This window comes from Chitinophaga sancti (assembly GCF_034424315.1).
Taxonomy (GTDB): domain Bacteria; phylum Bacteroidota; class Bacteroidia; order Chitinophagales; family Chitinophagaceae; genus Chitinophaga; species Chitinophaga sancti.
In genome coordinates this window covers 3,802,250-3,824,584 of the sequence record NZ_CP139972.1, presented here as the reverse complement: position 1 = coordinate 3,824,584, position 22,335 = coordinate 3,802,250, and the positions used below count along the sequence as shown (strand labels likewise).

Here is a 22,335-nt window from a genome sequence, read left to right as displayed (position 1 = left end):
GGCTTGGAGCAAATCCCAAGTTATTATGTATTTTCGTTCTGAACCCAATTGATAATTCCGCCAATTAAAAATTACCTTATGAAACAAATTACCGGATATGCCGTCCTTGTATTGTTAGCACTTACCCATACAGGTTGCAACAATAATAGTATAAAAGGCAGTGGGGTGAGTAGTTCTGAAACCCGAAAACTGGGCGATTTTCATTCAATATCCTTACAGGGCGCTATGGACATAGAATATACCGATGGACCAGCTGAAGATGTGGTGATCGAAGCCGAAGACAATTTCCTGCCATTGATCATTACCGAAGTAAAAGACGGACAGCTCATTGTTAGGCAAAAAGATAGGATCTATTTTAACCATCCCAAAAAGATAACGGTGAAGGTTACCGCGCCTGATATAGAAAAACTGAGCCTCGCCGGTTCCGGTACCATTCATCTTATGAATGACTGGCAGCAGGACGATCATGTAAAATTGTCCCTTTCCGGTAGCGGTGATATATTAGGTGCCGTAGATGCGCCCCAGGTGAACGTGGCACTGACAGGAGCAGGAAATATAAAGCTGAAAGGTGAAACCAAAGACCTGGATGTAAATATCGCAGGTAGCGGTTCTTTCGAAGGCTATAACCTGCATGCAGAAAATACAAGCGTAAGTATTGGAGGAAGTGGCAATGCAGAGGTGCATGCCAGTGTAAAACTGGATGTTAACATAGCTGGTTCCGGCAGAGTCAACTACCATGGTAACCCACAGGTAAATTCAAAAACAGCAGGATCAGGTTCCGTTCACAAAACCAATTAATGGAGCAAAAGAAGATGACCCCTGGGGAAGCTGCACAACAGCTACGACGCCCAACAGGGGAGGATGGTGTGAAAATGGGCGTTCAAATGAGCAAGTCTAACCGCCTTATTTATGAAATGACACTCGATTTCCTGCACCTGCAGCCGGGAGATCAGTTGCTGGAACTGGGCATGGGGAACGGACATTTCATACCCGCACTTTTCGAAAAAGAAAACAACATCCAATATACAGGACTGGATATCTCTGATATCATGGTGCAGGAAGCCATTACTTCAAACAGAGACGCTATCCGTGCCGGCAGGGTGCAGATCCTGGAAGGTACAGCAGATTCCATTCCCTTTGATGCAGCCATATTTACCAAGGTCTTTGCTGTCAATGTCTTGTATTTCTGGCAGCCGCCAGCAGTTACCCTACAGGAAATCTGCCGGGTATTACAGCCCGGAGGAGAGCTGATCCTGGCCTTCCGCACCAGGCGTACGATGGAGAAATTAGCATTCGTAGATGACGGATTTACATTGTACGATACGGAGACGGTGCAACAAATGTTACAAAATATTGGCTTCAGAGTGACAGATATCCAGACTGCAGTAGAACCTCCCAAAGCCGCTGCTGATGGGAGTATGCTGGTACAACTGGAAAACGTATGTATGAGGGGTGAAAAAAATTTAAGTAGTATTTAACACTTTCTTTATAGTACTTATCCCATATTTGCACCTGTAAAACAACTCATTAAGTCCTTTGGCCAAGGTACTGCTGTAAACAATATGCAGAGGTTATGGCAGTACCTGGCTAAGGCACAAGTTGATCTCCTCTATCCAGGTTTAATGCATTTCATTTATTAAACCTAACAAGCTTTTTTCCTGTAGGACTTTGACCGAAGCTCATCGACCGTACAATCCCCGGTCTAATTCTCCCCCTCTTTCGTATCATATAATAAAAATATATCTTTACTCTACGGTTGTTTTTCGTAAGTTTACGATTTCAATTGTTCTAACTCCTATTCCTGAATATGAACGAAAGACCTAAGATCCTGGTTATATATTATACACAGACCGGACAACTAAAACGGATAGTAGATACTGTAATTGGACCATTGCAGGATATGGCAGATATAGTATACGAAGAATTGAAACCTGTGCAGCCATTTGCATTTCCATGGAAGAAACAAACCTTCTACGATACAATGCCGGAGACTGTGTTAGGCAGGCCCAGAGCTATTCAGGCCCTGAATGTGGATCCAAATGCGCATTTCGACCTCGTGGTACTGGCCTATCAACCATGGTTCCTCTCGCCATCCCAGCCTACAGCCGCTTTCCTGCAAAGTGAACAGGGCAAACGCCTGCTGAATGGTAAACCAGTCATTACCCTCATGGGTTGTCGTAACATGTGGCTAAGTGCACAGGAAACCGTAAAAGGATATTTACAGGCTGCGGGTGCGCACCTGGTAGGAAATATAGTAATGGTAGACAAATCACCAAACTTGGTTGCCCTGATCACAGTATTACGCTGGCAGTTCAAAGGCAAAAAGGAAGCCACCGCTTTGCTGCCACCAGCCGGTGTACAGGAAGCAGACATCGTGGCTTCAGCAAGATTCGCCAACCCAATCCGTAAAGTGCTGACTACTCGTTCCTGGGATGCCCTGCAACCCGAACTGATAGAACTGAAAGCAGTGGAATTATTAGCCCCACTGATCCTGCTGGAAGACAGAGGTATCAGCGCTTTCCGCTACTGGTCTAAATTTATCAGTGCCAAAGGTGGCCCCGGTGCCCCCGAACGTCAGGGTAGAGTGAGCATGTACCGCGGTTTGTTACTGATAGGTATCTTCGTATTGTCGCCTATCTCCAAAATTTCATCCTTGCTCAAGCTGACTTTTAATAAAAAGGAACTGGCCGAAAGGGTGGAATATTACAAAGGCATTCACCTCAGCTAAGGTGAAATAATAACTAAATATCAGGTAATCAGAATAAAAGGCATTGTTATTGTGTTTGAAACGAAGAGGATGCTTTAACCTGGGGGATCATCAATAGCATAGCATTTTATATCTATATTTACGGGCGCTTTTATCTGTCCAGGAGTATAATTGTAATGAAAAATGGGACAAGTAGGAGAGCAAAGACTGTAAGCCAGGTGGTACACAATCCCGGCCGTTAACAACGGAAGGTCATCAACTTATAACAAAAAACAGGAACCATATTTCAAATGAACGAAGTTTATATTACAAGGCTCTCTAAATTTCTGCCGAATGAGCCTGTTGGGAATGACGAAATGGAAAATATTCTAGGACTGGTTGATGGTAAGCCATCCCGTGCCAGACTGAGAGTCCTGGGAAATAATAAAATTAAGACCCGCTACTATTCGCTGGATAAGGATGGTAAGTCGACCCATTCCAATGCTGAAATGACGGCCGAAGCTGTAAAGGGCCTTTTTGATGATAAATTTCCGATCGAAAAAATGCAGGTATTAGCCTGTGGTACTACCTCGCCTGACCAGCTGCTGCCTAACCACGCAGCCATGGTACATGGCCTGCTGAAATGCCAGCCTGTAGAACTGATCGCTGCTACTGGCGCTTGTGCTGCCGGTATGCAGGCTTTTAAATATGCCTGGATGTCCATTAAATGTGGAAACAGCGCAAATGCAGTAAGCACCGGTTCCGAAAAATTCTCCAGCTGGATGCTGTCTGAGAAATTCGAACCAGAAACTGACCGCGTAAAACTGATTGAAAATAACCCGATCATCGCATTCGAAAAAGACTTCCTTCGCTGGATGCTCTCCGATGGTGCAAGTGCTGCCCTGTTCCAGAACAAACCTAATGAAAACGGCCTCTCCCTGCGCGTAGACTGGGTAGAGATCGCTTCTTATGCAAATGAACTGGAAACCTGTATGTATGCAGGCGCTGTGAAGAACGAAGACGGCACCACCAAAGGCTGGATCGATATGACCCCTGAAGAATGGGCGCAGGATAGCGTGTTCTCCTTCAAACAGGATACCCGCCTCCTGGGTAAAAACATCGTACCATCCGGTGCGCAAATGTGGAAAGAACTGGTGGAAAAATACGAGCTGGATCTGGAAAAGCTGGATTACTTCCTGCCTCACCTGTCCTCCGAATTCTTCCGCTTTAAAATAGATGAAGAAATTACACGTCTGGGCGTACCTATTCCGCAGGAAAAATGGTTCACCAACCTCGTGAAAGTAGGTAACGTAGGTACTGCGTCTCCTTACTTCATGCTGGAAGAACTGATGAATAACAACCTGCTGAAAAAAGGACAGACAATCGTGATGATGGTACCTGAAAGTGCGCGTTTCTCTTATGCATATGCGCACCTGACGGTTGTATAATTTTCATTATCATAAATGCCATTGAAAAAACGCTTCCGCCAGCGGCAGAAGCGTTTTTTTTCCATAATCAAACACCTGTCAAATGAAAAAAGAAGAAGTTCCCCAGGATGGCAATAACATGCATGAAGGGAAATTCAAACAGCTTTTTTACGCAACAGATGATGCCGGCGAATATGTAAAAGTGAACAGCGTAGGCTGGGAACCCGAAAATATCGCTATGCAACAGGCATGGGAAGAAGTGAATACCAAAATAGCAGATGCCCGTAAACGCATGGAGGCAGGAGAAGTCAGCCCTATTTTGTACTACATGGAAAAGACCATCATGGATCTGCCCCTCTTAGCCAGTTATGTGAATAAGTTCCAGTGGCAGGTGAAACGCCATCTGAAACCTTCCGTATTTAGGAAACTGAATGACGATACTTTAAGAAAATACGCTGCTGCTTTCAAAATTAGCCTGGAAGAACTCAAAAAGGCTGGGCAGTAATATTATACCAATCATTATGAGCGAAATTCAGTTCAACCACGTTCAGACAGCACATTGTGAATGTGGGGTGATTTCAAATATCTTCAGGTTCTATGGTCTTGAAATCAGTGAACCTATGGCACTGGGTATCGGTGCCGGCCTCTTTTTCGGACACCTGCCCTTCGTAAAGGTCAATGGTGTACCTGGTACCACCTATCGCGTAGTGCCAGGCGCCATCTTCAGCAGGGTATGTAAAAGACTGGGCGTGAAAATGGAATCACATACTTTTTCCAGCGTTGAAAAAGCCACCCTGGAACTGGACAAGGTATTGGACAGGGGAATGCCTGTAGGCCTGCAAAGTAGCGTATACTACCTGCCTTATTTTCCTCCTTCCTACCGTTTTCATTTCAATGCACATAACCTCGTGATCTATGGAAAGAAAGATGGCAACTACCTCGTCAGCGATCCGATCATGGAGCATGTTACAGAAATAGATCCTGCTAGTCTGGCAGAAGCCCGCTTTGCAAAAGGCTTTCCCGCCCCTAAAGGGAAAATGTATTACCCCGTGGTAGTACCAAAGGAAGTAAATTTTGCAGAACCTATCAAGGCTGGTATCAAACAGACTTGTAGCGATATGCTCAATATACCATTGCCATGGTTTGGCGTAAAAGGAATTCGCTTCCTTGCAAAAAGACTGCGTAACTATCCGGAAAAAGTAGGCGACAGAAAAGCCACCCTTTACCTGGGTAATATCATTCGCATGCAGGAAGAAATCGGTACCGGTGGTGCCGGCTTCCGCTTTATGTATGCCGCTTTCCTCCAGGAGGCAGCAGGCATTCTGAAAAGAGATGACCTGAGCCAGCTGGCACATGAACTGACAGCAGTAGGAGACATCTGGAGAAACTTTGCCTTCACTGCCGGCAGAGTGTGTAAAAGCAGGACCGCAGCAGGCAATGGCTATGCTGAACTGAGCGACCTGATGATGCAATGTGCAGCTTCGGAAGACGTGTTTTTCAGGAAACTGGCAGCCTTGAAACTTTAATTGAAATTATGACCAGCATACTTGTACAGGATCTGCATAAAACCTATAAAGGTGCGTTGGAACCATCATTGAAAGGGTTGTCATTCAGCTTTCAAAAAGGAATGATCACCGGCCTCTTAGGCCCTAACGGTGCTGGTAAAACGACAACCATCTCTATATTATGCGGACTGGTAAGTGCTGACAGCGGCCTGGTAAAGATCTTTGACCTGCCCCAGAACGCTGCACACAGAGAAGAGATAAAGAAACGGGTAGGCATCGTACCACAGCAGATCGCACTGTTCCCCCAACTGACAGCTATTGAAAACCTGGAATACTTCGGTAACCTGTATGGATTGAAAGGAAAACCACTGCGCAACCTGATAGATGAATATCTCCAGAAATTCGGTTTGGAACAGAACGGCAACAAAGCCGTACACCGCTTCTCTGGTGGTATGAAAAGACGTGCCAACATTATCGCATCTATCCTGCATCAGCCACAGCTGCTGATCCTGGATGAACCTACAGCAGGCGTAGATGTGCAATCGAGAAGCATGATCCTGCAGTTCCTGCGTGACTTTAACGCACAGGGTGCTAGCATCGTTTATACCTCGCACCTGCTGGATGAAGCCCAGACCATTTGCCAGGAAGTGGCTATCATCGACACCGGCAAACTGATAGTACAGGGCACACCTGCCAGCCTCATTGCGCAGCATGCGGAATGCCAGCACCTGGAAGATGTTTTTTTACATTATACCGGTCATGCGGTAAGAGATTAATAGAATTTGATGCTAAGGCTACTCGCTACCATAAAAAAAGAATGGCTGTTACTGCTGCGTGACAGAACGGGTTTAACCCTGCTCTTTGCCATGCCTGTCGTCCTGATCACCGTGATGGCTTTGATAGAAGATGCACCTTTCAGAGACTACCAGGAACTGAAGTTCGACGTACTCACAGTAGATAATGATCATGGCCGTTTAGGCAAATATATCAGGGAAGGCCTGGAACACACCGGGCAGTTCAACGTGATAGATACACTCAGTGGTAAACCCGTGCAGGAAAACCAGGCACTGGAAAAAGTGAATGCAGGTGATTATAAAATTTGCATCATCATACCACAGGGAGCTACAGGTGCCATTGTGAGCAACGCTAATAAAATAGTGAATGACCTGTCTAAACGAATGAGCATACCAGCTATACTACCGGTAAGCACACGCAAAGATTCACTGAATGTACTGGTGTATTTTGATCCTGCTTCCAAGAAAGCATTCAAGAGCGCCATTCACCAGGCCATCGATAATTTTCTGACACAGGTAGAAACTGATCTGCTGCTGGAAAGGATCAAACAACAACTGAAGAATAAAGATATTGCACAAGAGGATTCCATGGTGATCCAGCTAAAAGCAGTAGGGCTGAAAGAACAGCTCACTGGGCCTTCCCAACAGCTGGATGTAATTTCGAATTCTGTACAGCACAATGTGCCGGCCTGGAGTATTTTTGCCATGTTCTTTATCGCCATCCCTATTGGTGGACATATGATACGTGAGCGGGAAGAAGGCAGCCTGGTACGCATCCGCCTCATACCTGGATCATTCCTGAATATACTCGGAGGTAAACTGCTGTTCTTTATGGCAGTCACTGTCGTGCAGTTTTACCTGATGATGATGGTAGGTATTTATTTATTGCCACTATTAGGCTTGCCAAAACTAATGATGGGCAATAGTCACCTGGCAACATTGATCATCGCAGTCAGCATTGGTTTAACAGCGACTGCATATGGTATTCTGGTAGGCACAGTGTTTAAAACCCCTAACCAGGCATTGAACTTTGGCGCTATCTCTATCGTCATCCTATCTGCGATAGGGGGCATCTGGATTCCATTGGAGGTCATGCCGGCTAAAATGCAGCTAATCGGGCATTTATCTCCACTCAGTTGGGGATTGGATGCCATCAATGATATATACCTGCGTAATCGTGGTGTACAGCACATCTGGTTACACATAGGAAAATTGGTCGCCTGCGCCGTACTCATGCTGTGTATAGCAGCAGGTGTGGAGAAGAGAAGGATTAGCTGATAAAGGATAATTGAATGTAAAACAGTATTTTTACGGCCACTTGGCAACAAAATTGCTTTAGAGGCTTAGCTTTCCAAATAAAAATAGAGAGTATAAACCTACGACTACTATGGAAGATTTAAAACAGAAATTGAAAGTACAGATTATTGAAGCACTGAACCTGCAGGATACAAAACCTGAAGACATTGATGACAATGCACCATTGTTCGGAGAAGGTTTGGGATTGGACAGTATTGATTCACTGGAACTGATGGTATTGCTCGAAAGACATTATCATATCAAGGTAGAAGATCCGCGTGAGGGCAGAAAGATCTTGCAGTCTGTACAATCTATGGCTGAATTCATCCAATCCAAAAAGCCGGTTTAATCGGAGTATGGCAGAACGCGTATTGATAACGGGCCTTGGAATGGTGACTGCCATTGGTGATGATGTAGCAGGCAATTTAAACAGCCTGCGCAGGCAGCAAAGTGGCATTGGTTTTACCCAAAACATAGACACTATTTACAAGGATATCCTGCCGGTGGCAGAGGTCAGTCATTCAACTGTGACCCTGCAGGAAATGGCAGGAGTGGCAGGTAAGGAGGGGTTTACCCGCACTACCCTGCTGGGCCTGATCGCTATGCGCGAAGCACTGGCCGATGCAGGTATTGCAGATGCCAGTGATGAACCAACAGGTTTTATCAACGCTTCTACCGTAGGTGGGATGTGTGATACAGAGAAAGTATATTTTGATGTTATCAACCCTGAAAAAGAAGGAGACTTCTTACAATACATCGATACCCTGGATTGTGCAGATTGTACACAGCGTATAGCAGATACCGTTGGTATCAGTGAATACATCGCTACCATCAGCACCGCATGTTCTTCATCTGCCAATGCACTGATGTTTGGTGCACGCCTCATCAAAGCAGGATTGGTTCGCCGCGTGATCAGTGGCGGTACAGAAGCCCTGACCCGCTTTACCCTGAATGGTTTCAATTCACTGAAGAATATTGACAAAAAACATTGTCGTCCTTTCGATCAGAATCGGAATGGTCTGAACCTGGGAGAAGGAGCCGCGTATCTGGTACTCGAAAGTGAGTCACTTGCCAGGGAACGCCATGCCCGCGTAAGAGCAGAGCTGAAAGGCTATGCAAATACCAACGAAGCATTTCATCCCACCGCACCTTCACCTGATGGAGATGGTGCTTTTGCTGCCATGCAACAGGCACTCGCCATGGGCGGAGTAGCGCCGGAAGATGTACAATATGTAAATGTACATGGAACCGCTACCCTTACTAATGATGTCGCAGAAGGCCATGCACTGCAAAGATTATTCGGTGATAAGGTGCCGCCATTCAGTAGCACGAAACCCTTTACAGGACATACTTTAGCGGCAGCAGGCGGCATCGAAGCCATCTACGCGGTATTGGCCATTCAGCACGCAGTCATTTTTCCTAACCTTCATTTCTCAGAGAAAATGGAGGAATTAAATATCACACCGGAAACTCAGTTGAAAGAAGGAGTACCGGTATCTAATGTTATTTCCAACTCATTTGGTTTCGGAGGCAATAACGCCTCCCTGCTCATCAGCAAATATGAAGGGTAAATACTACATACAAGGCATGTCGGCCATTTCGCCGCAACACTCTTTTGGAGAAGATATCTTTTCTCAGCCACTGGTTACGGTGAATGAAAATGTATTTGCCTGTGTAGAACCTGATTACCGCGCTTACATGCCACCAAATAGTGTACGCCGCCTGACGCGTATATTGAAAGTAGGACTAACAGCGGCTCTGCAATGTATGCAAAGTGCAGGTGTAGCAGTACCCGGCGCTATCGTAACCGGCACGGGAAAAGGAAGCCTTTCAGATACAGAACGTTTCCTGAAAGAGATCCGGGAATACAAGGAAACCGCCCTGAATGCAACGCCATTTATTCAGTCTACCTACAATGCAGTCAACGGTTTAATTGCCCTGCAGCAGAAATGTACACAGTACAACAATACATTTGTGCATCGCGGTTTTTCATTCGAAAATGCATTGCTGGATGCCATGTTATTACTCTCAGAAGGTAATAAAGACATCCTGGTAGGTGCATTCGAAGAAATCACGGCAGAGCATTTTTATATCAAGAGCCGTATTGGTTGCTGGAAGAAAGAAAAGATCGCCAGCAATGAATTGTATCAGCATCCAACGCCGGGCTCTATTTCAGGGGAAGGCGCTGCCTTCTTTTTGTTATCAGATCAACCCGGCAAAGTACAATTGTCAGGGCTAAAAATGGTGTATAAACCGAAGGAACCTTACCTGGATAAATTCCTTGCGTCTCACAATATAAGCCTGGAAGATATTGACCTCGTGATCAGCGGGCGTAATGGCGATAGCAATTTCGATCATTATTATGAAGGGTTGCCAAATGAATTACCATTCAAGCATCTCTGCGGAGAATACGATACCGCCGGTGCTTTTGCGCTATGGTTGGGTGCACAAATTATAAAGGCCCAGCAAATACCTGCGAACTGGTTTCCCATGTTGAAAGTACCAGCCGGACCTTATAAAAATATCCTTATTTACAATCACTTCTTTGGAGAGCAACACGTCTACATGTTGCTAACCCTGAATACCGGGTACCTCAAATAACCGGGTTCCCCATAAATCGAATGATCATATACAAAATGTAATTGCGCTTCTGCACTGCCGGCGAAAACAGAATCTGTTTTCTTTTGCCCGTCAATCATTGCCCGCAACTCCGGATGCCTGCCAATATACGCTGCCGCAGTATCTTCAAACACATAAGGAGAATAACCTTCTTTAGGTGTAAGAATGGCATCGAAGAAATTCCATGCAAAGAAAGAATCACCACCTGTTGGCTCTAAAGTCTCTATCAGGTAACGATTGGCTGACTGGTTCATAGGAATATACAGATCTCCTTTTCTAAAACGAATGCTATCCCGCGAAGTAGCCACTTTCACATGATTATGCATATAATGCCCTTCAAAAGGTCGCAGGGTAGTTTTGAAATCAGCAATATGATACACCTCCACAGCAATCGTCGTATCATGTGCCAGCGGCTGCATCGCCACCTTATTATTCTTTAAAATGTGCAGCACATTCCACCATCCCTGCGGAATAATATAAGCACTGGGTTTTTGTACAAAATTACCCGCATTCATGTAGTCATAGAACTTCACCTGTTTTTCAAAAGGCCTGGATCGGTCATAATACAATCTGGGTAATCCAGACACCTCACTCGCCTTATGTCCTGCCTCATACCCCTTGAAATTGATATAAGAAAACTTCGTCGTATCCACATTCCATTCCAGGGCAAATTCTTTTTGCGTCTTTACAGTCGCTTTGGTTTTATCCCGCAGCGCTTTGATTTCAGCACTATGTGTGCTCACAAAACTGATAAATGATTCCATCAGCGCATACGTTGCAGAAACCCTTTGTGGATAAGGTTTTAGCATATGTGTTTCCGGTACAAATCCAAAAGTGGAAAACAGGGTAGTATACCCGGTGGAAAAACGGGGTACATCTGCAAATGTCATCCAGCCATTCTCTGGTGTTTCACCAAAATGGTTCACATAAGGCACCAGGTCATATCCTTTTTCCTTCATGAGTTGATACAGGCCAGGGGTAAAAGTATTGTGCATAAACTCACCCATGCTTCCACCCATTTTGTTATACTCGCTGCATAGCAGGGTCATCACATGCTGGTAGTCGGCGCCATTGCTCACATGGTTGTCAACAAACACATCCGGGTCAGTCAACTGGTAAATCGTCTGGAAAGTAAAACTATTCCGCGAATCGGTTTTAATAAAATCCCTGTTCAGATCCAGGTTCCGGGCATTACCGCGGGAACCAAATGCGGCCGGGCCATTCTGATCTACCCTGAAATATTCACTACGATTCAGCGAACCGTCAATATTATAAAGTGGGATCACAGCAAGCACCACATTTGCCGGTAATTTCTTCTTTCCCTGGGCCAGGTCTCTCAGTAGCATCATGCTGGCATCCACACCATCCGGTTCGCCGGGATGAATGCCATTGTTAATGAGGATTACCCTTTTATTCTTCTTATGAATACTGGTAAAATTGAAATCCCCATCCCCGGAGTAAATTACCAGGTGCAAGGGGAAACCGGCATCTGTATTCCCTATCTCCAGCATGCTGATCTGTGGATAACGCTTATCCAGCAATTTGTAATAGGCAATACATTCCGGGTAAGTAGCTGTCTCTTTTCCCTGTGTGCGTTCAAAACGGGTGCTAAAATCCTGGGCAAGGAGAGGAGAGGCCCAGCAATAGGCAATCAGGGCTAGGATTATTCTCATAAAGGGTGCCTTTTTTTGGAAATTGAATTCAAATGAGAGACTTTAACGCAAAACAAACAGCCCTTCCCGTTTACAGGAAGAGCTGTTTGTAAATATTTTATTCTGGAAGAGCTTAAGCCAGTGCGTTCACTTTCTTAGAAAGTTTGCTCTTCAGGTTGGCTGCTTTATTCTTGTGAATGATATTGCGTTTAGCCAACTTGTCGATCATAGAGATCACGTCAGACAGTTTTTCGCCAGCAGCAGCCTTTTCTTCCAATTTCTTCAGATCGCGGATCGCGTTACGGGTAGTTTTACCGTAATAACGGTTACGCTCATTTCTCGCTGTGCTTTGACGAACGTCTTTTTTCGTTGCTTTATGGTTTGCCATTTTTCTAATTTCAAGTTTCGGACTGCAAAGGTAGGGATTAGTTATTTACAAACAAAATAAACATCAAAGGAAAATGAATAAATTAATTCTCACTGTCTACACTTAATCCCATGAAAACTCCCCCCTGCCCCAGGCTCGCTCTCTATACGCTTAATCTTTCTTACGTATATCATTTTTCCATTTTTTTTCACAAAAGAAGAACGATATTTGCAAACCCATATATTATATATGGGTGCATTCAACAGAATAGCAATTTGAATCGAAGCTTTAGCAAAACTCGTTGTAAATGAAGGACTTCTCATTTGTTACCAACTCACATCCTGCCTACATTGAATCTTTATACCAGGATTACCGAAAAGACCCTGGTGCTGTTGACCCGGAATGGGGCAAGTTTTTTGAGGGGTTTGACTTCGCGGTAAACAATGTAAATGGCAAAGCGCCAGGTGCCGGAGCACCGGTTAGCAGTGATCAGTTAACAAAAGAGCTGAACGTTTACAGGCTGATACAGGCGTATCGAAAAAAAGGTCACCTCATCTCGAAAACTAATCCAATCCGGGAACGCAAAGATCGTCAGGCCAACTTAGATATCTCTTTCTTCGGACTAACCGAAGCCGACCTGAAGACTGAATTCTACATCGGCCAGGAACTGGGATTAGGCAAAACCAGCCTCGAAAATATTGTCAGCCGCCTTAAACAGGTTTATACAGCCTCAGTAGGTCTGGAATATGCTTACGTGAATGATGCAAAAAAAGTAGAGTGGTTACAACGCGAAATGGAAACCACCCTGCAAAGAACACTCACACTGGATCAGCGCAAACGTATTCTCCACAAGCTGAACCAGGGCGTAATCTTCGAAAAATTCTTGCACACAAAATATATAGGTCAGAAACGTTTCGGTCTGGAAGGTGGTGAAAACACCATTCCTGCACTGGATGCCATTATCAATACTGCTGCCGGCGAAGGCGTTCAGGAAGCTGTGATTGGTATGGCACACAGAGGTCGTCTGAACGTACTGGCCAATATCTTAGGTAAAACTTACGAGCAGATCTTCAACGAATTTGAAGGTCACTCCGTACCTGACCTGACCATGGGTAGCGGTGACGTGAAGTACCACCTGGGCTTCCGCTCCATCGTTGATACCACCGGCGGTGAAAAAGTAAACCTGCAGCTGCTGCCTAACCCTTCCCATCTGGAAGTGGTAGACCCCCTGGTAACAGGTTTTGCCCGCAGTAAGGCAGATGTAATCTATAACAGTGATTATGACAAGATCCTGCCTATCCTCATCCATGGTGATGCTGCGGTAGCCGGGCAAGGCGTTATATATGAGCTCATCCAGATGAGCAACCTGAAAGGGTATTATACCGGTGGTACCATGCACCTGGTGATCAACAACCAGATTGGGTTCACAACTGACTTCGACGATGCCCGTTCATCTGACTATTGTACTTCTATCGCTGCTACCGTACAGGCACCTGTATTCCATGTAAATGGAGACGATGCAGAAGCAGTTGTAAAAGTATCAGAGATCGCAGCCCGTTACCGCCAGGAATTCAACTCCGATATTTTCATTGACCTGTTGTGTTATCGCAGACATGGCCATAACGAGGGTGATGAGCCTAAGTTTACCCAGCCAAGCCTGTATTCACTGATCGATAAGCATCCTAACCCACGCGAAGTGTACACCCAGTATCTCCTGCACAACGGAGAATCTGAAGTACAAGACCTGGCAAAGGAAATGGAAAAAGGATTCTGGGCACAATTGCAGGAACGCCTGGACGAAGTAAGACAGCACCCGCTGCCTTATACCTATCAGAAACCTGAACAATGGTGGCAGGAACTCCGCAAATCCAGACCGGAAGATTTTGACCAATCCCCGGTAACAGCAGTAAAAGAAGAAGAAGTAAGAAGGCTCATCGGCCGTCTGATGACCTGGCCGAAAGAATTCGTGCCACTGCGTAAAGTAGAAAAACTGCTGCAGGATAAGATCAAACTGTACGAAACAGAAGGCAAAGTAGACTGGGCAACCGGTGAACTGCTGGCTTACGCCTCGCTGCTGAGCGAAGGTAAAGACGTTCGTATGAGCGGTGAAGACGTAAAGAGAGGTACCTTCTCTCACCGTCACGCCATTCTGTTCGACGAAAATACCAACGCTACCTACAGCCGTCTGGGCGAATTACAGGAAAAACAAGGTTCTTTCCGTATCTACAACTCCCTGCTGAGCGAATTCGCTGTACTGGGCTTTGAATATGGCTATGCAATGGCCAATCCAAAATCACTGGTGATCTGGGAAGCACAATATGGCGACTTTGCCAATGGTGCGCAAACCGTGATCGACCAGTATATTACCAGTGCAGAGCAAAAATGGACGAATCAGAATGGTATGGTGATGTTACTGCCTCATGGTTATGAAGGCGGTGGACCAGACCACTCCAATGCACGTCCTGAACGTTTCCTGCAGTCATGTGCTGAATACAACATCATCGTTACAAATATTACAACTGCTGCCAACTTCTTCCACGCACTGCGTCGCCAGCTGACATGGGAGTTCCGTAAGCCACTGGTGAACTTCTCACCAAAAGCGAACTTAAGGCATGTAGGTTCTTACTCCCCAATCGCTGCATTCACAGAAGGCGGATTTAAGGAAGTACTGGACGATGAATATGTAGACGATGCATCAAAAGTGAAGAAGGTATTGCTGTGTACCGGTAAAATCTACTTTGAGCTGGCTGAAAAGCAGGCGAAGGATAACCGTAAAGATGTAGCGATCGTTCGCCTGGAACAATTGTATCCGCTGCCTACCGTTCAACTGGAGGCGCTGAACCAGAAGTATAAAGCTGCTACCTGGTTCTGGGTACAGGAAGAGCCGCTGAACATGGGCGCTGCTTCTTACCTGCAGATGAACATGAAGCAACTGAATTATGGCGTCATCAGCCGTAATCCAAGTGCAGCAACTGCTACAGGTTATGCCAAAGTGCATGCCCGCGAACAGCTCGAGATAATTGAAACAGCATTTAACATATAGGGAAGTTTAGAACAAGTGAAGCAATTCACTTAATACAAATCGCACACAGAAATTAGAAATATGGCTATCGAAATCAAAGTTCCTACGGTAGGAGAATCTATTAGCGAGGTAACAATTGCAAAGTGGTTGAAGAAAGACGGTGATTATGTGCAACAGGATGAGGTGATCTGTGAAATGGAATCTGAAAAAGCCACCTTTGAATTAAACGCAGAGAAGGCAGGTATCCTGAAAATAGCTGCTCCTGAAGGTGCTACATTGAAAATTGGAGATGTGGCCTGTACCATTGATACAGACGCGGCTGCCCCTGCGGCATCTGCGCCAGCTGCTGCGGCAGCGCCGGCTCCTGAAGCCCCTGTGGCACCTGTAGCAGAAGCTGCACCTGCTGCTCCGGCTGTAAATAAAGGAACGATTGAGATGAAGGTGCCAACTGTGGGAGAATCTATCAGTGAGGTTACTTTGATCAAATGGATAAAGAAAGAAGGCGATTACGTAGAGCGTGATGAAGTGATCTGCGAACTGGAATCAGAGAAAGCTACTTTCGAACTGAATGCAGAAGAAGCAGGCGCACTGATCACCCTGGGTAAAGAAGGTGATGTGCTGAAAGTAGGTGACCCAATTGCCAAGATCGATACAAGTGTAGGCCGTCCTGCCGGTAAAGCACAACCAGCAGCTGCCACCGCAGCGCCAAAAGCTGAAACCCAGGCTGCACCACAGGCACAGAATGCCCCGGTAACCGCTATTCCTAACGATGTGAAAGCTACACCGGTAGCTGCTGCTGTTATCGCTGATTCGCATGTAGATCCGGCTACCATCAAAGGCACCGGCGCTCATGGCAAAATCAAGAAAGGCGATGTACTGGCTGCATTACAAAACCCTGGCGTAGCACTGGATCAGGAACTCTTTACCCGCGGCGAACGTCGTGAGAAAATGAGCAACCTGCGTAAAACAGTTTCCCGCCGCCTGGTAGAAGCTAAAAACACCACCGCAATGCTCACCACTTTCAACGAAGTGGACATGACAAACATCATGGAGCTGCGCGCTAAATACAAAGAAGTGTTCAAGAAACAACATGAGGTGAACCTGGGCTTTATGAGCTTCTTCACCAAAGCTTGTTGCTTTGCACTGAAAGAATTCCCTGCTGTCAATGCTTACATCGATGGGGAAGAACTGGTATACCACGAATACTGTGATATATCTATCGCAGTATCTGCACCTAAAGGGCTGGTAGTACCAGTGATCCGCAATGCAGAGAGCCTGGATATGGCACAGATCGAAAAGAAAGTAGTGGAACTGGCTACAAAAGCGCGCGATAGCAAACTGACGATGGATGAAATGACCGGTGGAACCTTCACCATTACCAACGGTGGCGTGTTTGGCTCACTCATGAGTACACCAATCATCAACATTCCCCAGTCTGCAATTCTGGGTATGCACAAAATTCAGGATCGCCCAATGGCAGTAAACGGTCAGGTAGTCATCCGCCCGATGATGTACATTGCACTGAGCTACGATCACCGTATCATCGATGGTCGCGAATCAGTAAGCTTCCTGGTACGTGTGAAAGAAATGCTGGAAAATCCTGAACAACTGCTGTTCGGTAAAGATCCGCTGAAAGCATTACTGAAACTCTAAACTAGTTTTTAATAAGCCTTTGCAAAACGCTCAATGCTGCCAAAAAAGGCATTGAGCGTTTTGCTTTTAGATAATGTGATTATGACCCGTTGGGAGAATTACTTAGCAGCTGCCGGAAAGATAATAGCAGAATACGATGGAAGCCTGCCTTTACATCATTTCCTGAAAGGTTTTTTTAAGCAGCATCCATATATGGGAAGCCGCGACAGGCGGCATATTTCGCAGCTGGTATATTCGTACTACCGCCTGGGATACCTGTATAAAGCGGACAAATCTGTGCAGGAACGGATCCTCTTAGGTAGCTATTTATGTAAAGCAGAGGAAGCAGAAAATTTCACAATTGAAGCCCCAGCCGAAATTCCCTTTGAAAGCATTTTCCCCTTTCAAAATGAATTATCCCCCGAAATAAACCCCCTGGCTTTCTCACAGTCTTTTTTAAAGCAACCGTTCTTATTTATTCGTACCCGGAAAGATAAACAGGAAGCGATAAAAAAACTGCTCACCCGCAATGAGATCTCTTTTGATGAATGGGGGCCCAATACACTCGCATTGCCCAACAGCACGAAAATAGATGCCATCGTAACAGATAAAAGCTGGTACGAAATTCAGGATGCTTCCTCCCAAGAGGTAGGCAATCTATTCCACCCTAAACCAGGTGAAGCCTGGTGGGATAGCTGTGCCGCCAGTGGTGGAAAATCAATCTTATTATTAGATAAGGAACCAAAGATAAAACTGATGGTGAGCGATGTGCGTCCATCCATCATTGCTAATTTACACATGCGCTTCAAGGAAGCAGGTATCAGGGATTATACCAGTATGGTCATGGATCTTACAGGCAATATCGCCCTTGAACGTCGCTTTGATCATATCATCTTAGATGCGCCCTGTTCAGGCTCCGGCACCTGGGGCCGTACACCGGAAAATCTCTCTTTCTTCAAAGAAGAACAGATCAGAGAATTCCAGCAACTCCAGCAAAGCATCGCAGGCAACGTAGTGAAACTACTAAAACCAGGCGGCTCCCTAATCTATATTACCTGCTCCGTATTCCGCGCAGAAAATGAAGAGGTAGTCGCGCACCTGGAAAACACAACCAACTTAAAAAAGCAGGAGGGAGGCATTATTCCCGGCTACGAAAAAGGCGCCGACAGCATGTTTGCCGTACGCCTGGCATAAAAAAAGGGGGCTACCAACGGTAGCCCCCTTTTTTTATATTTATAAACTTCTCTGTATTATTCCTCCCGCTATCACATCATCTCCCTCATAAAACACCGCGGACTGCCCCGGCGCTATTCCCTTCACATTGCCATAAAAATTCACTTTCACCTTGCCATCCACATTATACAAATTACTCAGCGCCCCCTTATCCTTATACCGGATCTTGGTAATCGCCTCCATTCCTTCCGGAATATGATCGTACTTGATATAATTAATCCCCGCCACCAAAGTCTCCGTCCTGTTCAACTCCTCCTCATCACCTAATACTACTGTATTCGTTTCCGGGATAATCTCCGTTACATAAATCGGCCTTCCCAGCGCAATATCCAATCCCTTCCTTTGCCCAATCGTATAAAAAGGATACCCTTTATGATGCCCTACAATTGTACCATCACTCAGCACAAAATTTCCACCATTCACCTGCTCTTCCAATCCATCCACCCTGCGTTTCAGGAAGCCACGGTAATCATTATCCGGCACAAAACAAATTTCATAACTCTCCGCCTTCTTCGCTAATTCCGGGTACCCGAAGTCCTCCGCCATCTGCCGGATCTGCGTTTTCCTGTATTGCCCCAGCGGCAAAATAGTCCGCGCCAGCACGTCCTGCTCCAAACCCCATAGCACATAACTCTGATCTTTCGTCTCATCCACCCCTTTACTCAATACCCAACGGCTATTCTCCTCACGAATCTGTGCATAATGCCCGGTGGCAATAAAAGCACAATCCATCGCATCCGCCCTTTTCATCAGGGCACGCCATTTAATATGGGTATTGCACAGTACGCACGGGTTAGGTGTGCGCCCAGCCATATATTCCTCGACGAAGTTGTTGATCACATAGTCGCCAAATTCTTCCCGGATGTCCAGGACGAAATGGGGGAAGCCGTGATGTACGGCCGCAGCCCGTGCGTCATTAAAAGAATCCAGGTTACAGCACCCGGTTTCTTTCTTACTGGAGCCGGCAGAAGCGTAATCCCAGGTTTTCATGGTGATCCCCACCACTTCATAACCCTGCTCATGCAGCATCAAAGCGGTCACAGTACTATCAATACCGCCACTCATTGCTACCAGCACTTTGCCATGTCTGCTCATTTTTGTGTATTTAAGAGTGCAAATTTACAGAAAAAGAGGGGGAGCTGATACATCGATTTTTTTCGATTTATAAATTAGCTGTCTGCCCCGTGTAAAAAAATTAAAAACAAATTCCCGGATTTAGCTAAATTTAAACATGTTACCAACATTAAATAAAGCATACTTGCTGCAACACCCTGAGCTGGGTGTCAACGAGCGCTACTTTAGCTTCCCGGAGAAGATCCTCCAGTTCGGTACCGGTGTGCTGCTGCGTGGCCTTGTTGACTACCTCGTAGACAAAGCCAACAAAGCCGGCCAGTTCGAAGGAAGAATCGTAGTCGTAAAATCCACGGATGGAGAAACCACCGAATTCACTTCACAAGACAATCTCTTCACTACACACATCAAGGGCGTAGCCCAGGGGGAATTGGTAGATCAACAGCTGATCAACGCTTCTATTAGCCGAGTTTTGCAATCGAATGCAGAATGGGGCGAAATATTGAGAACCGTCCATCAGCCTGCATTACAGATCATTATTTCCAATACCACTGAAGTAGGCATCCAATACGTTCCGGAGAAGATTGAAGGCCTGGTTCCCGCATCCTATCCCGGCAAACTACTCGCCGTGCTCTGGGAACGCTACCAGTGTTTTAAGGGTGCCTCCCATACCGGTTTTGTGATCATTCCTACCGAACTCGTGGTGAACAATGGAAACTTATTAAAGGAAACCGTACTGAAACTGGCTGCTTACAATGAGCTGCCGGCCGCCTTCCAGCAATGGATCGCTACAGATAACGCTTTCTGCAACTCCCTCGTAGACAGGATCGTTCCCGGCAAACCAAAAGAACTGCCACCCGCCGGCTACACTGACCAGCTCTGGATCAATGCAGAACCTTTCCTGCTCTGGGCCGTTGAAGGTGATGCGCCCATTGCCAAAATTCTCGGCTTCCACAAGACCGATGCCCGCATGCTCATCACGCCGGACATCACGCCTTACCGGGAACAGAAACTGCGCATCCTCAATGGTAGTCACACGGCTTCCGTGCCATTAGGCTATCTCAGAGGGCTGAATACCGTGTATGAATGTATGGAAAACCCATATATGCGTGCATTTTTCAGAACCGTCGTGATAGATGAAATCCTCCCTACAATTAAAGATACCTGCCCCCAGGCACCCGCTTTTGCAGAAGATGTACTGGACAGGTTTGCGAATCCGTCTATTGCCCACAAATTGCTGAGCATTACTTTCCAGGAAAGCAGTAAGATGAATGCCCGCAACGTGCGCACCTTTGTACGTTATTACGAGCAGCAGGGTAAAGTTCCCGCCGCTATGTGCCAGGGTTTTGCTGCCATGATCCTCTTCCTTCGCCCCGCGAAACAGGAGAATGGCCAGTACTTTGGTGCAAGAGGAACCGAATTTTATCCGATCACCGACGACCGTGCAGCCATCTTTGCAGGTTATTGGAAACAGTATACCGATATTTCACAACTGGTAAAAGCCATCAGTGCAGATACCAATCTTTGGGAAACTGACTTGTCAGCATTGTCCGGCTTCACCACCACCGTGGCAGGGCATTTACAGGAAATGATGGAGAATCAAGCAGCGTTAATTAAGTAATTCAAGTTATGAAGGCTTTTATGGATGCTGATTTCCTGTTGAAAACAGAAACAGCTAAGAGATTATTCCACGATTATGCAAAAGAGATGCCTATCATCGATTATCATAATCACTTACCTCCTGATGAAATAGCAAATAACCGGCAGTTTGAAAACCTGACAGCCATCTGGCTGAAAGGGGATCACTACAAATGGAGAGCGATGCGCGCCAATGGCGTAGCAGAGCAATTCGTAACCGGTGATGCAGACGACCTGACCAAATTCAAACACTGGGCAGCCACCGTTCCCTATACCATGCGCAATCCGCTATACCATTGGACCCACATGGAATTGCAAAATCCATTTGGAGTAAAACAATTGCTGGATGCTTCCAACGCAGAATGGGTGTATCAGCATTGTGGAGAACAACTCGCTCAATGGCGTACACAAACCCTGCTCAGGCATTTCAAAGTCACCACACTTTGTACAACAGATGATCCCTGTGATATGCTGGAACATCACGCCGCCATCAGGCAATCTGGTTTTGACATCCGCGTATTGCCTACTTTCCGCCCCGATAAGGCGATTGCTGTTGAAAATGCACAGGCATTCAACGAATACGCAGATAGGCTGGGAATGGTCGCTAATATGCCCACAGGCAGCTATCAGCAGTTTATGGAAGCATTACGTAGCAGGCATGATTATTTTCATGAAGCCGGCGGTCGTTTATCCGATCACGGTATCAGCACATTCTATAGTGCGTCATTCACTGCCGCCGAACTTGAAACGATCTTCGCCAAACTCAGGGCTGGCAAGGAAATCACAACACAAGAAGCCCTGCAGTTCAAAACCGGCACACTCCACCTCATCTGCGAATGGAACCATGAAAGAGGCTGGGTACAGCAATTTCATGTAGGCGCTATCCGTAATAACAACAGTCGCCTCGTACAGCAGATCGGGGCAGATGCAGGTGTAGATTCTATTGGTGACTGGCAGGTAGCCATCGCAATGTCTGGTTTCCTGGATGGCCTGGACAAAAAGAATAAATTAGCTAAAACCGTCGTATATAACCTGAACCCTTCTTACAATGAAGTGTTTGCGACCATGGCTGGTAATTTCCAGGATGGTACAGTGCCCGGAAAAATGCAGTTTGGCTCCGGCTGGTGGTTCCTGGATCAGAAAGATGGCATGGAAAAACAAATGAATACCCTGAGCAACATGGGCCTGCTAAGTCGTTTTGTAGGCATGCTCACAGATTCAAGAAGTTTTCTCTCCTGGTCACGTCATGAATATTTTCGCCGTATTTTGTGCAACCTCCTGGGTGAAGATGTGGAAAACGGAGAACTGCCTGGTGATATCAACTGGTTAGGAAAAATGGTACAGGATATTTGTTATAATAATGCCAGCGCGTATTTTGGATTTTAGTTAACCG

19 protein-coding genes are annotated in these 22,335 nt (G+C 46.0%); 16 read left to right on the top strand and 3 right to left on the bottom strand.

The features are described 5' to 3' along the window. Nucleotides 1–78: 78 nt before the first annotated feature. The 11 genes from U0033_RS14655 (at nucleotide 79) to U0033_RS14605 (ending at nucleotide 10,309) form a co-directional block, all read left to right on the top strand. Nucleotides 79–798: a head GIN domain-containing protein gene (locus U0033_RS14655; RefSeq protein WP_072362651.1), complete on the top strand. Its 720-nt coding sequence runs from the start codon at nucleotides 79–81 to the stop codon at nucleotides 796–798. Next, nucleotides 798–1,478, top strand: coding sequence for a class I SAM-dependent methyltransferase (locus tag U0033_RS14650; RefSeq protein ID WP_083571594.1), 681 nt, complete (start codon nucleotides 798–800; stop codon nucleotides 1,476–1,478). The genes U0033_RS14655 and U0033_RS14650 overlap by 1 nt, the downstream gene beginning before the upstream one ends. 329 nt (nucleotides 1,479–1,807) lie before the next feature. Then, the gene (locus U0033_RS14645; protein ID WP_072362649.1) at nucleotides 1,808–2,728 is read left to right on the top strand and encodes a hypothetical protein; all 921 of its coding nucleotides are present in this window, start codon (nucleotides 1,808–1,810) and stop codon (nucleotides 2,726–2,728) included. Nucleotides 2,729–2,997: 269 nt separating this feature from the next. Beyond that, nucleotides 2,998–4,134 carry a beta-ketoacyl-ACP synthase III gene (locus U0033_RS14640; protein WP_072362648.1) on the top strand — a complete coding sequence of 379 codons (1,137 nt, stop codon included), beginning with the start codon at nucleotides 2,998–3,000 and terminating at the stop codon, nucleotides 4,132–4,134. Between the two features lie 82 nt (nucleotides 4,135–4,216). Continuing rightward, complete coding sequence (locus U0033_RS14635) at nucleotides 4,217–4,618, top strand: hypothetical protein (protein ID WP_072362647.1); 402 nt, start codon at nucleotides 4,217–4,219, stop codon at nucleotides 4,616–4,618. A 16-nt stretch (nucleotides 4,619–4,634) separates the two neighbouring features. Further along, the gene (locus U0033_RS14630; RefSeq protein ID WP_072362646.1) at nucleotides 4,635–5,639 is read left to right on the top strand and encodes a BtrH N-terminal domain-containing protein; all 1,005 of its coding nucleotides are present in this window, start codon (nucleotides 4,635–4,637) and stop codon (nucleotides 5,637–5,639) included. Between the two features lie 8 nt (nucleotides 5,640–5,647). Further along, nucleotides 5,648–6,394, top strand: coding sequence for an ABC transporter ATP-binding protein (locus U0033_RS14625; RefSeq protein ID WP_072362645.1), 747 nt, complete (start codon nucleotides 5,648–5,650; stop codon nucleotides 6,392–6,394). A 9-nt stretch (nucleotides 6,395–6,403) separates the two neighbouring features. Continuing rightward, nucleotides 6,404–7,690, top strand: coding sequence for an ABC transporter permease (locus U0033_RS14620; protein WP_072362644.1), 1,287 nt, complete (start codon nucleotides 6,404–6,406; stop codon nucleotides 7,688–7,690). A gap of 109 nt (nucleotides 7,691–7,799) precedes the next feature. Then, complete coding sequence (locus U0033_RS14615; protein WP_072362643.1) at nucleotides 7,800–8,057, top strand: phosphopantetheine-binding protein; 258 nt, start codon at nucleotides 7,800–7,802, stop codon at nucleotides 8,055–8,057. Nucleotides 8,058–8,064: 7 nt separating this feature from the next. After that, nucleotides 8,065–9,279 (top strand): beta-ketoacyl-[acyl-carrier-protein] synthase family protein, encoded by a 1,215-nt coding sequence (locus U0033_RS14610; RefSeq protein ID WP_072362642.1) that lies wholly within the window; start codon nucleotides 8,065–8,067, stop codon nucleotides 9,277–9,279. Continuing rightward, nucleotides 9,269–10,309, top strand: coding sequence for a beta-ketoacyl synthase chain length factor (locus U0033_RS14605; RefSeq protein WP_072362641.1), 1,041 nt, complete (start codon nucleotides 9,269–9,271; stop codon nucleotides 10,307–10,309). The genes U0033_RS14610 and U0033_RS14605 overlap by 11 nt, the downstream gene beginning before the upstream one ends. Here U0033_RS14605 and U0033_RS14600 read toward each other — a convergent pair. After that, a complete protein-coding gene (locus U0033_RS14600) occupies nucleotides 10,270–12,000 on the bottom strand; it encodes a M14 family metallopeptidase (protein ID WP_072362640.1) in 1,731 nt (576 codons plus the stop codon). The two genes, U0033_RS14605 and U0033_RS14600, sit on opposite strands and share 40 nt — an antisense overlap. A gap of 112 nt (nucleotides 12,001–12,112) precedes the next feature. Next, the gene (gene rpsT, locus U0033_RS14595; RefSeq protein WP_072362639.1) at nucleotides 12,113–12,367 is read right to left on the bottom strand and encodes a 30S ribosomal protein S20; all 255 of its coding nucleotides are present in this window, start codon (nucleotides 12,365–12,367) and stop codon (nucleotides 12,113–12,115) included. 286 nt (nucleotides 12,368–12,653) lie between these two features. Between rpsT and U0033_RS14590 the strand changes: the two genes are divergently transcribed. The 3 genes from U0033_RS14590 to U0033_RS14580 are packed head-to-tail and all read left to right on the top strand — an operon-like array spanning nucleotide 12,654 to nucleotide 18,194. Next, on the top strand, nucleotides 12,654–15,389 hold the full coding sequence (locus U0033_RS14590; RefSeq protein ID WP_072362638.1) for a 2-oxoglutarate dehydrogenase E1 component: 2,736 nt from the start codon (nucleotides 12,654–12,656) through the stop codon (nucleotides 15,387–15,389). A 60-nt stretch (nucleotides 15,390–15,449) separates the two neighbouring features. Next, nucleotides 15,450–17,021, top strand: a complete 1,572-nt coding sequence (gene odhB, locus U0033_RS14585) for a 2-oxoglutarate dehydrogenase complex dihydrolipoyllysine-residue succinyltransferase (RefSeq protein WP_072362637.1) — start codon at nucleotides 15,450–15,452, stop codon at nucleotides 17,019–17,021. A 33-nt stretch (nucleotides 17,022–17,054) separates the two neighbouring features. After that, a complete protein-coding gene (locus U0033_RS14580) occupies nucleotides 17,055–18,194 on the top strand; it encodes an RsmB/NOP family class I SAM-dependent RNA methyltransferase (RefSeq protein WP_083571592.1) in 1,140 nt (379 codons plus the stop codon). A 39-nt stretch (nucleotides 18,195–18,233) separates the two neighbouring features. Here the strand turns inward: U0033_RS14580 and mnmA are convergent, their stop codons facing one another. Then, nucleotides 18,234–19,328: a tRNA 2-thiouridine(34) synthase MnmA gene (gene mnmA / locus U0033_RS14575; protein ID WP_072362636.1), complete on the bottom strand. Its 1,095-nt coding sequence runs from the start codon at nucleotides 19,326–19,328 to the stop codon at nucleotides 18,234–18,236. A 136-nt stretch (nucleotides 19,329–19,464) separates the two neighbouring features. On the opposite strand from mnmA, the gene U0033_RS14570 reads away from it, so the two are divergent. Then, a complete protein-coding gene (locus U0033_RS14570) occupies nucleotides 19,465–20,925 on the top strand; it encodes a tagaturonate reductase (protein WP_083571591.1) in 1,461 nt (486 codons plus the stop codon). 8 nt (nucleotides 20,926–20,933) lie between these two features. Further along, nucleotides 20,934–22,328 (top strand): glucuronate isomerase, encoded by a 1,395-nt coding sequence (gene uxaC / locus U0033_RS14565; RefSeq protein ID WP_072362635.1) that lies wholly within the window; start codon nucleotides 20,934–20,936, stop codon nucleotides 22,326–22,328. Nucleotides 22,329–22,335: the final 7 nt, after the last annotated feature.

What these genes read in the sequence shown, in the direction of transcription:
- U0033_RS14570 (WP_083571591.1), top strand. Translation starts at nt 19,465, where the DNA reads ATGTTACCAACATTAAATAAAGCATACTTGCTGCAACACCCTGAGCTG.
- U0033_RS14640 (WP_072362648.1), top strand. Translation starts at nt 2,998, where the DNA reads ATGAACGAAGTTTATATTACAAGGCTCTCTAAATTTCTGCCGAATGAG.
- U0033_RS14615 (WP_072362643.1), top strand. Translation starts at nt 7,800, where the DNA reads ATGGAAGATTTAAAACAGAAATTGAAAGTACAGATTATTGAAGCACTG.
- mnmA (WP_072362636.1), bottom strand. Translation starts at nt 19,328, where the DNA reads ATGAGCAGACATGGCAAAGTGCTGGTAGCAATGAGTGGCGGTATTGAT.
- U0033_RS14600 (WP_072362640.1), bottom strand. Translation starts at nt 12,000, where the DNA reads ATGAGAATAATCCTAGCCCTGATTGCCTATTGCTGGGCCTCTCCTCTC.
- U0033_RS14635 (WP_072362647.1), top strand. Translation starts at nt 4,217, where the DNA reads ATGAAAAAAGAAGAAGTTCCCCAGGATGGCAATAACATGCATGAAGGG.
- U0033_RS14645 (WP_072362649.1), top strand. Translation starts at nt 1,808, where the DNA reads ATGAACGAAAGACCTAAGATCCTGGTTATATATTATACACAGACCGGA.
- U0033_RS14620 (WP_072362644.1), top strand. Translation starts at nt 6,404, where the DNA reads ATGCTAAGGCTACTCGCTACCATAAAAAAAGAATGGCTGTTACTGCTG.
- U0033_RS14590 (WP_072362638.1), top strand. Translation starts at nt 12,654, where the DNA reads ATGAAGGACTTCTCATTTGTTACCAACTCACATCCTGCCTACATTGAA.
- U0033_RS14650 (WP_083571594.1), top strand. Translation starts at nt 798, where the DNA reads ATGGAGCAAAAGAAGATGACCCCTGGGGAAGCTGCACAACAGCTACGA.
- U0033_RS14630 (WP_072362646.1), top strand. Translation starts at nt 4,635, where the DNA reads ATGAGCGAAATTCAGTTCAACCACGTTCAGACAGCACATTGTGAATGT.
- odhB (WP_072362637.1), top strand. Translation starts at nt 15,450, where the DNA reads ATGGCTATCGAAATCAAAGTTCCTACGGTAGGAGAATCTATTAGCGAG.
- U0033_RS14605 (WP_072362641.1), top strand. Translation starts at nt 9,269, where the DNA reads ATGAAGGGTAAATACTACATACAAGGCATGTCGGCCATTTCGCCGCAA.
- U0033_RS14610 (WP_072362642.1), top strand. Translation starts at nt 8,065, where the DNA reads ATGGCAGAACGCGTATTGATAACGGGCCTTGGAATGGTGACTGCCATT.
- rpsT (WP_072362639.1), bottom strand. Translation starts at nt 12,367, where the DNA reads ATGGCAAACCATAAAGCAACGAAAAAAGACGTTCGTCAAAGCACAGCG.
- U0033_RS14580 (WP_083571592.1), top strand. Translation starts at nt 17,055, where the DNA reads ATGCTGCCAAAAAAGGCATTGAGCGTTTTGCTTTTAGATAATGTGATT.
- U0033_RS14625 (WP_072362645.1), top strand. Translation starts at nt 5,648, where the DNA reads ATGACCAGCATACTTGTACAGGATCTGCATAAAACCTATAAAGGTGCG.
- uxaC (WP_072362635.1), top strand. Translation starts at nt 20,934, where the DNA reads ATGAAGGCTTTTATGGATGCTGATTTCCTGTTGAAAACAGAAACAGCT.
- U0033_RS14655 (WP_072362651.1), top strand. Translation starts at nt 79, where the DNA reads ATGAAACAAATTACCGGATATGCCGTCCTTGTATTGTTAGCACTTACC.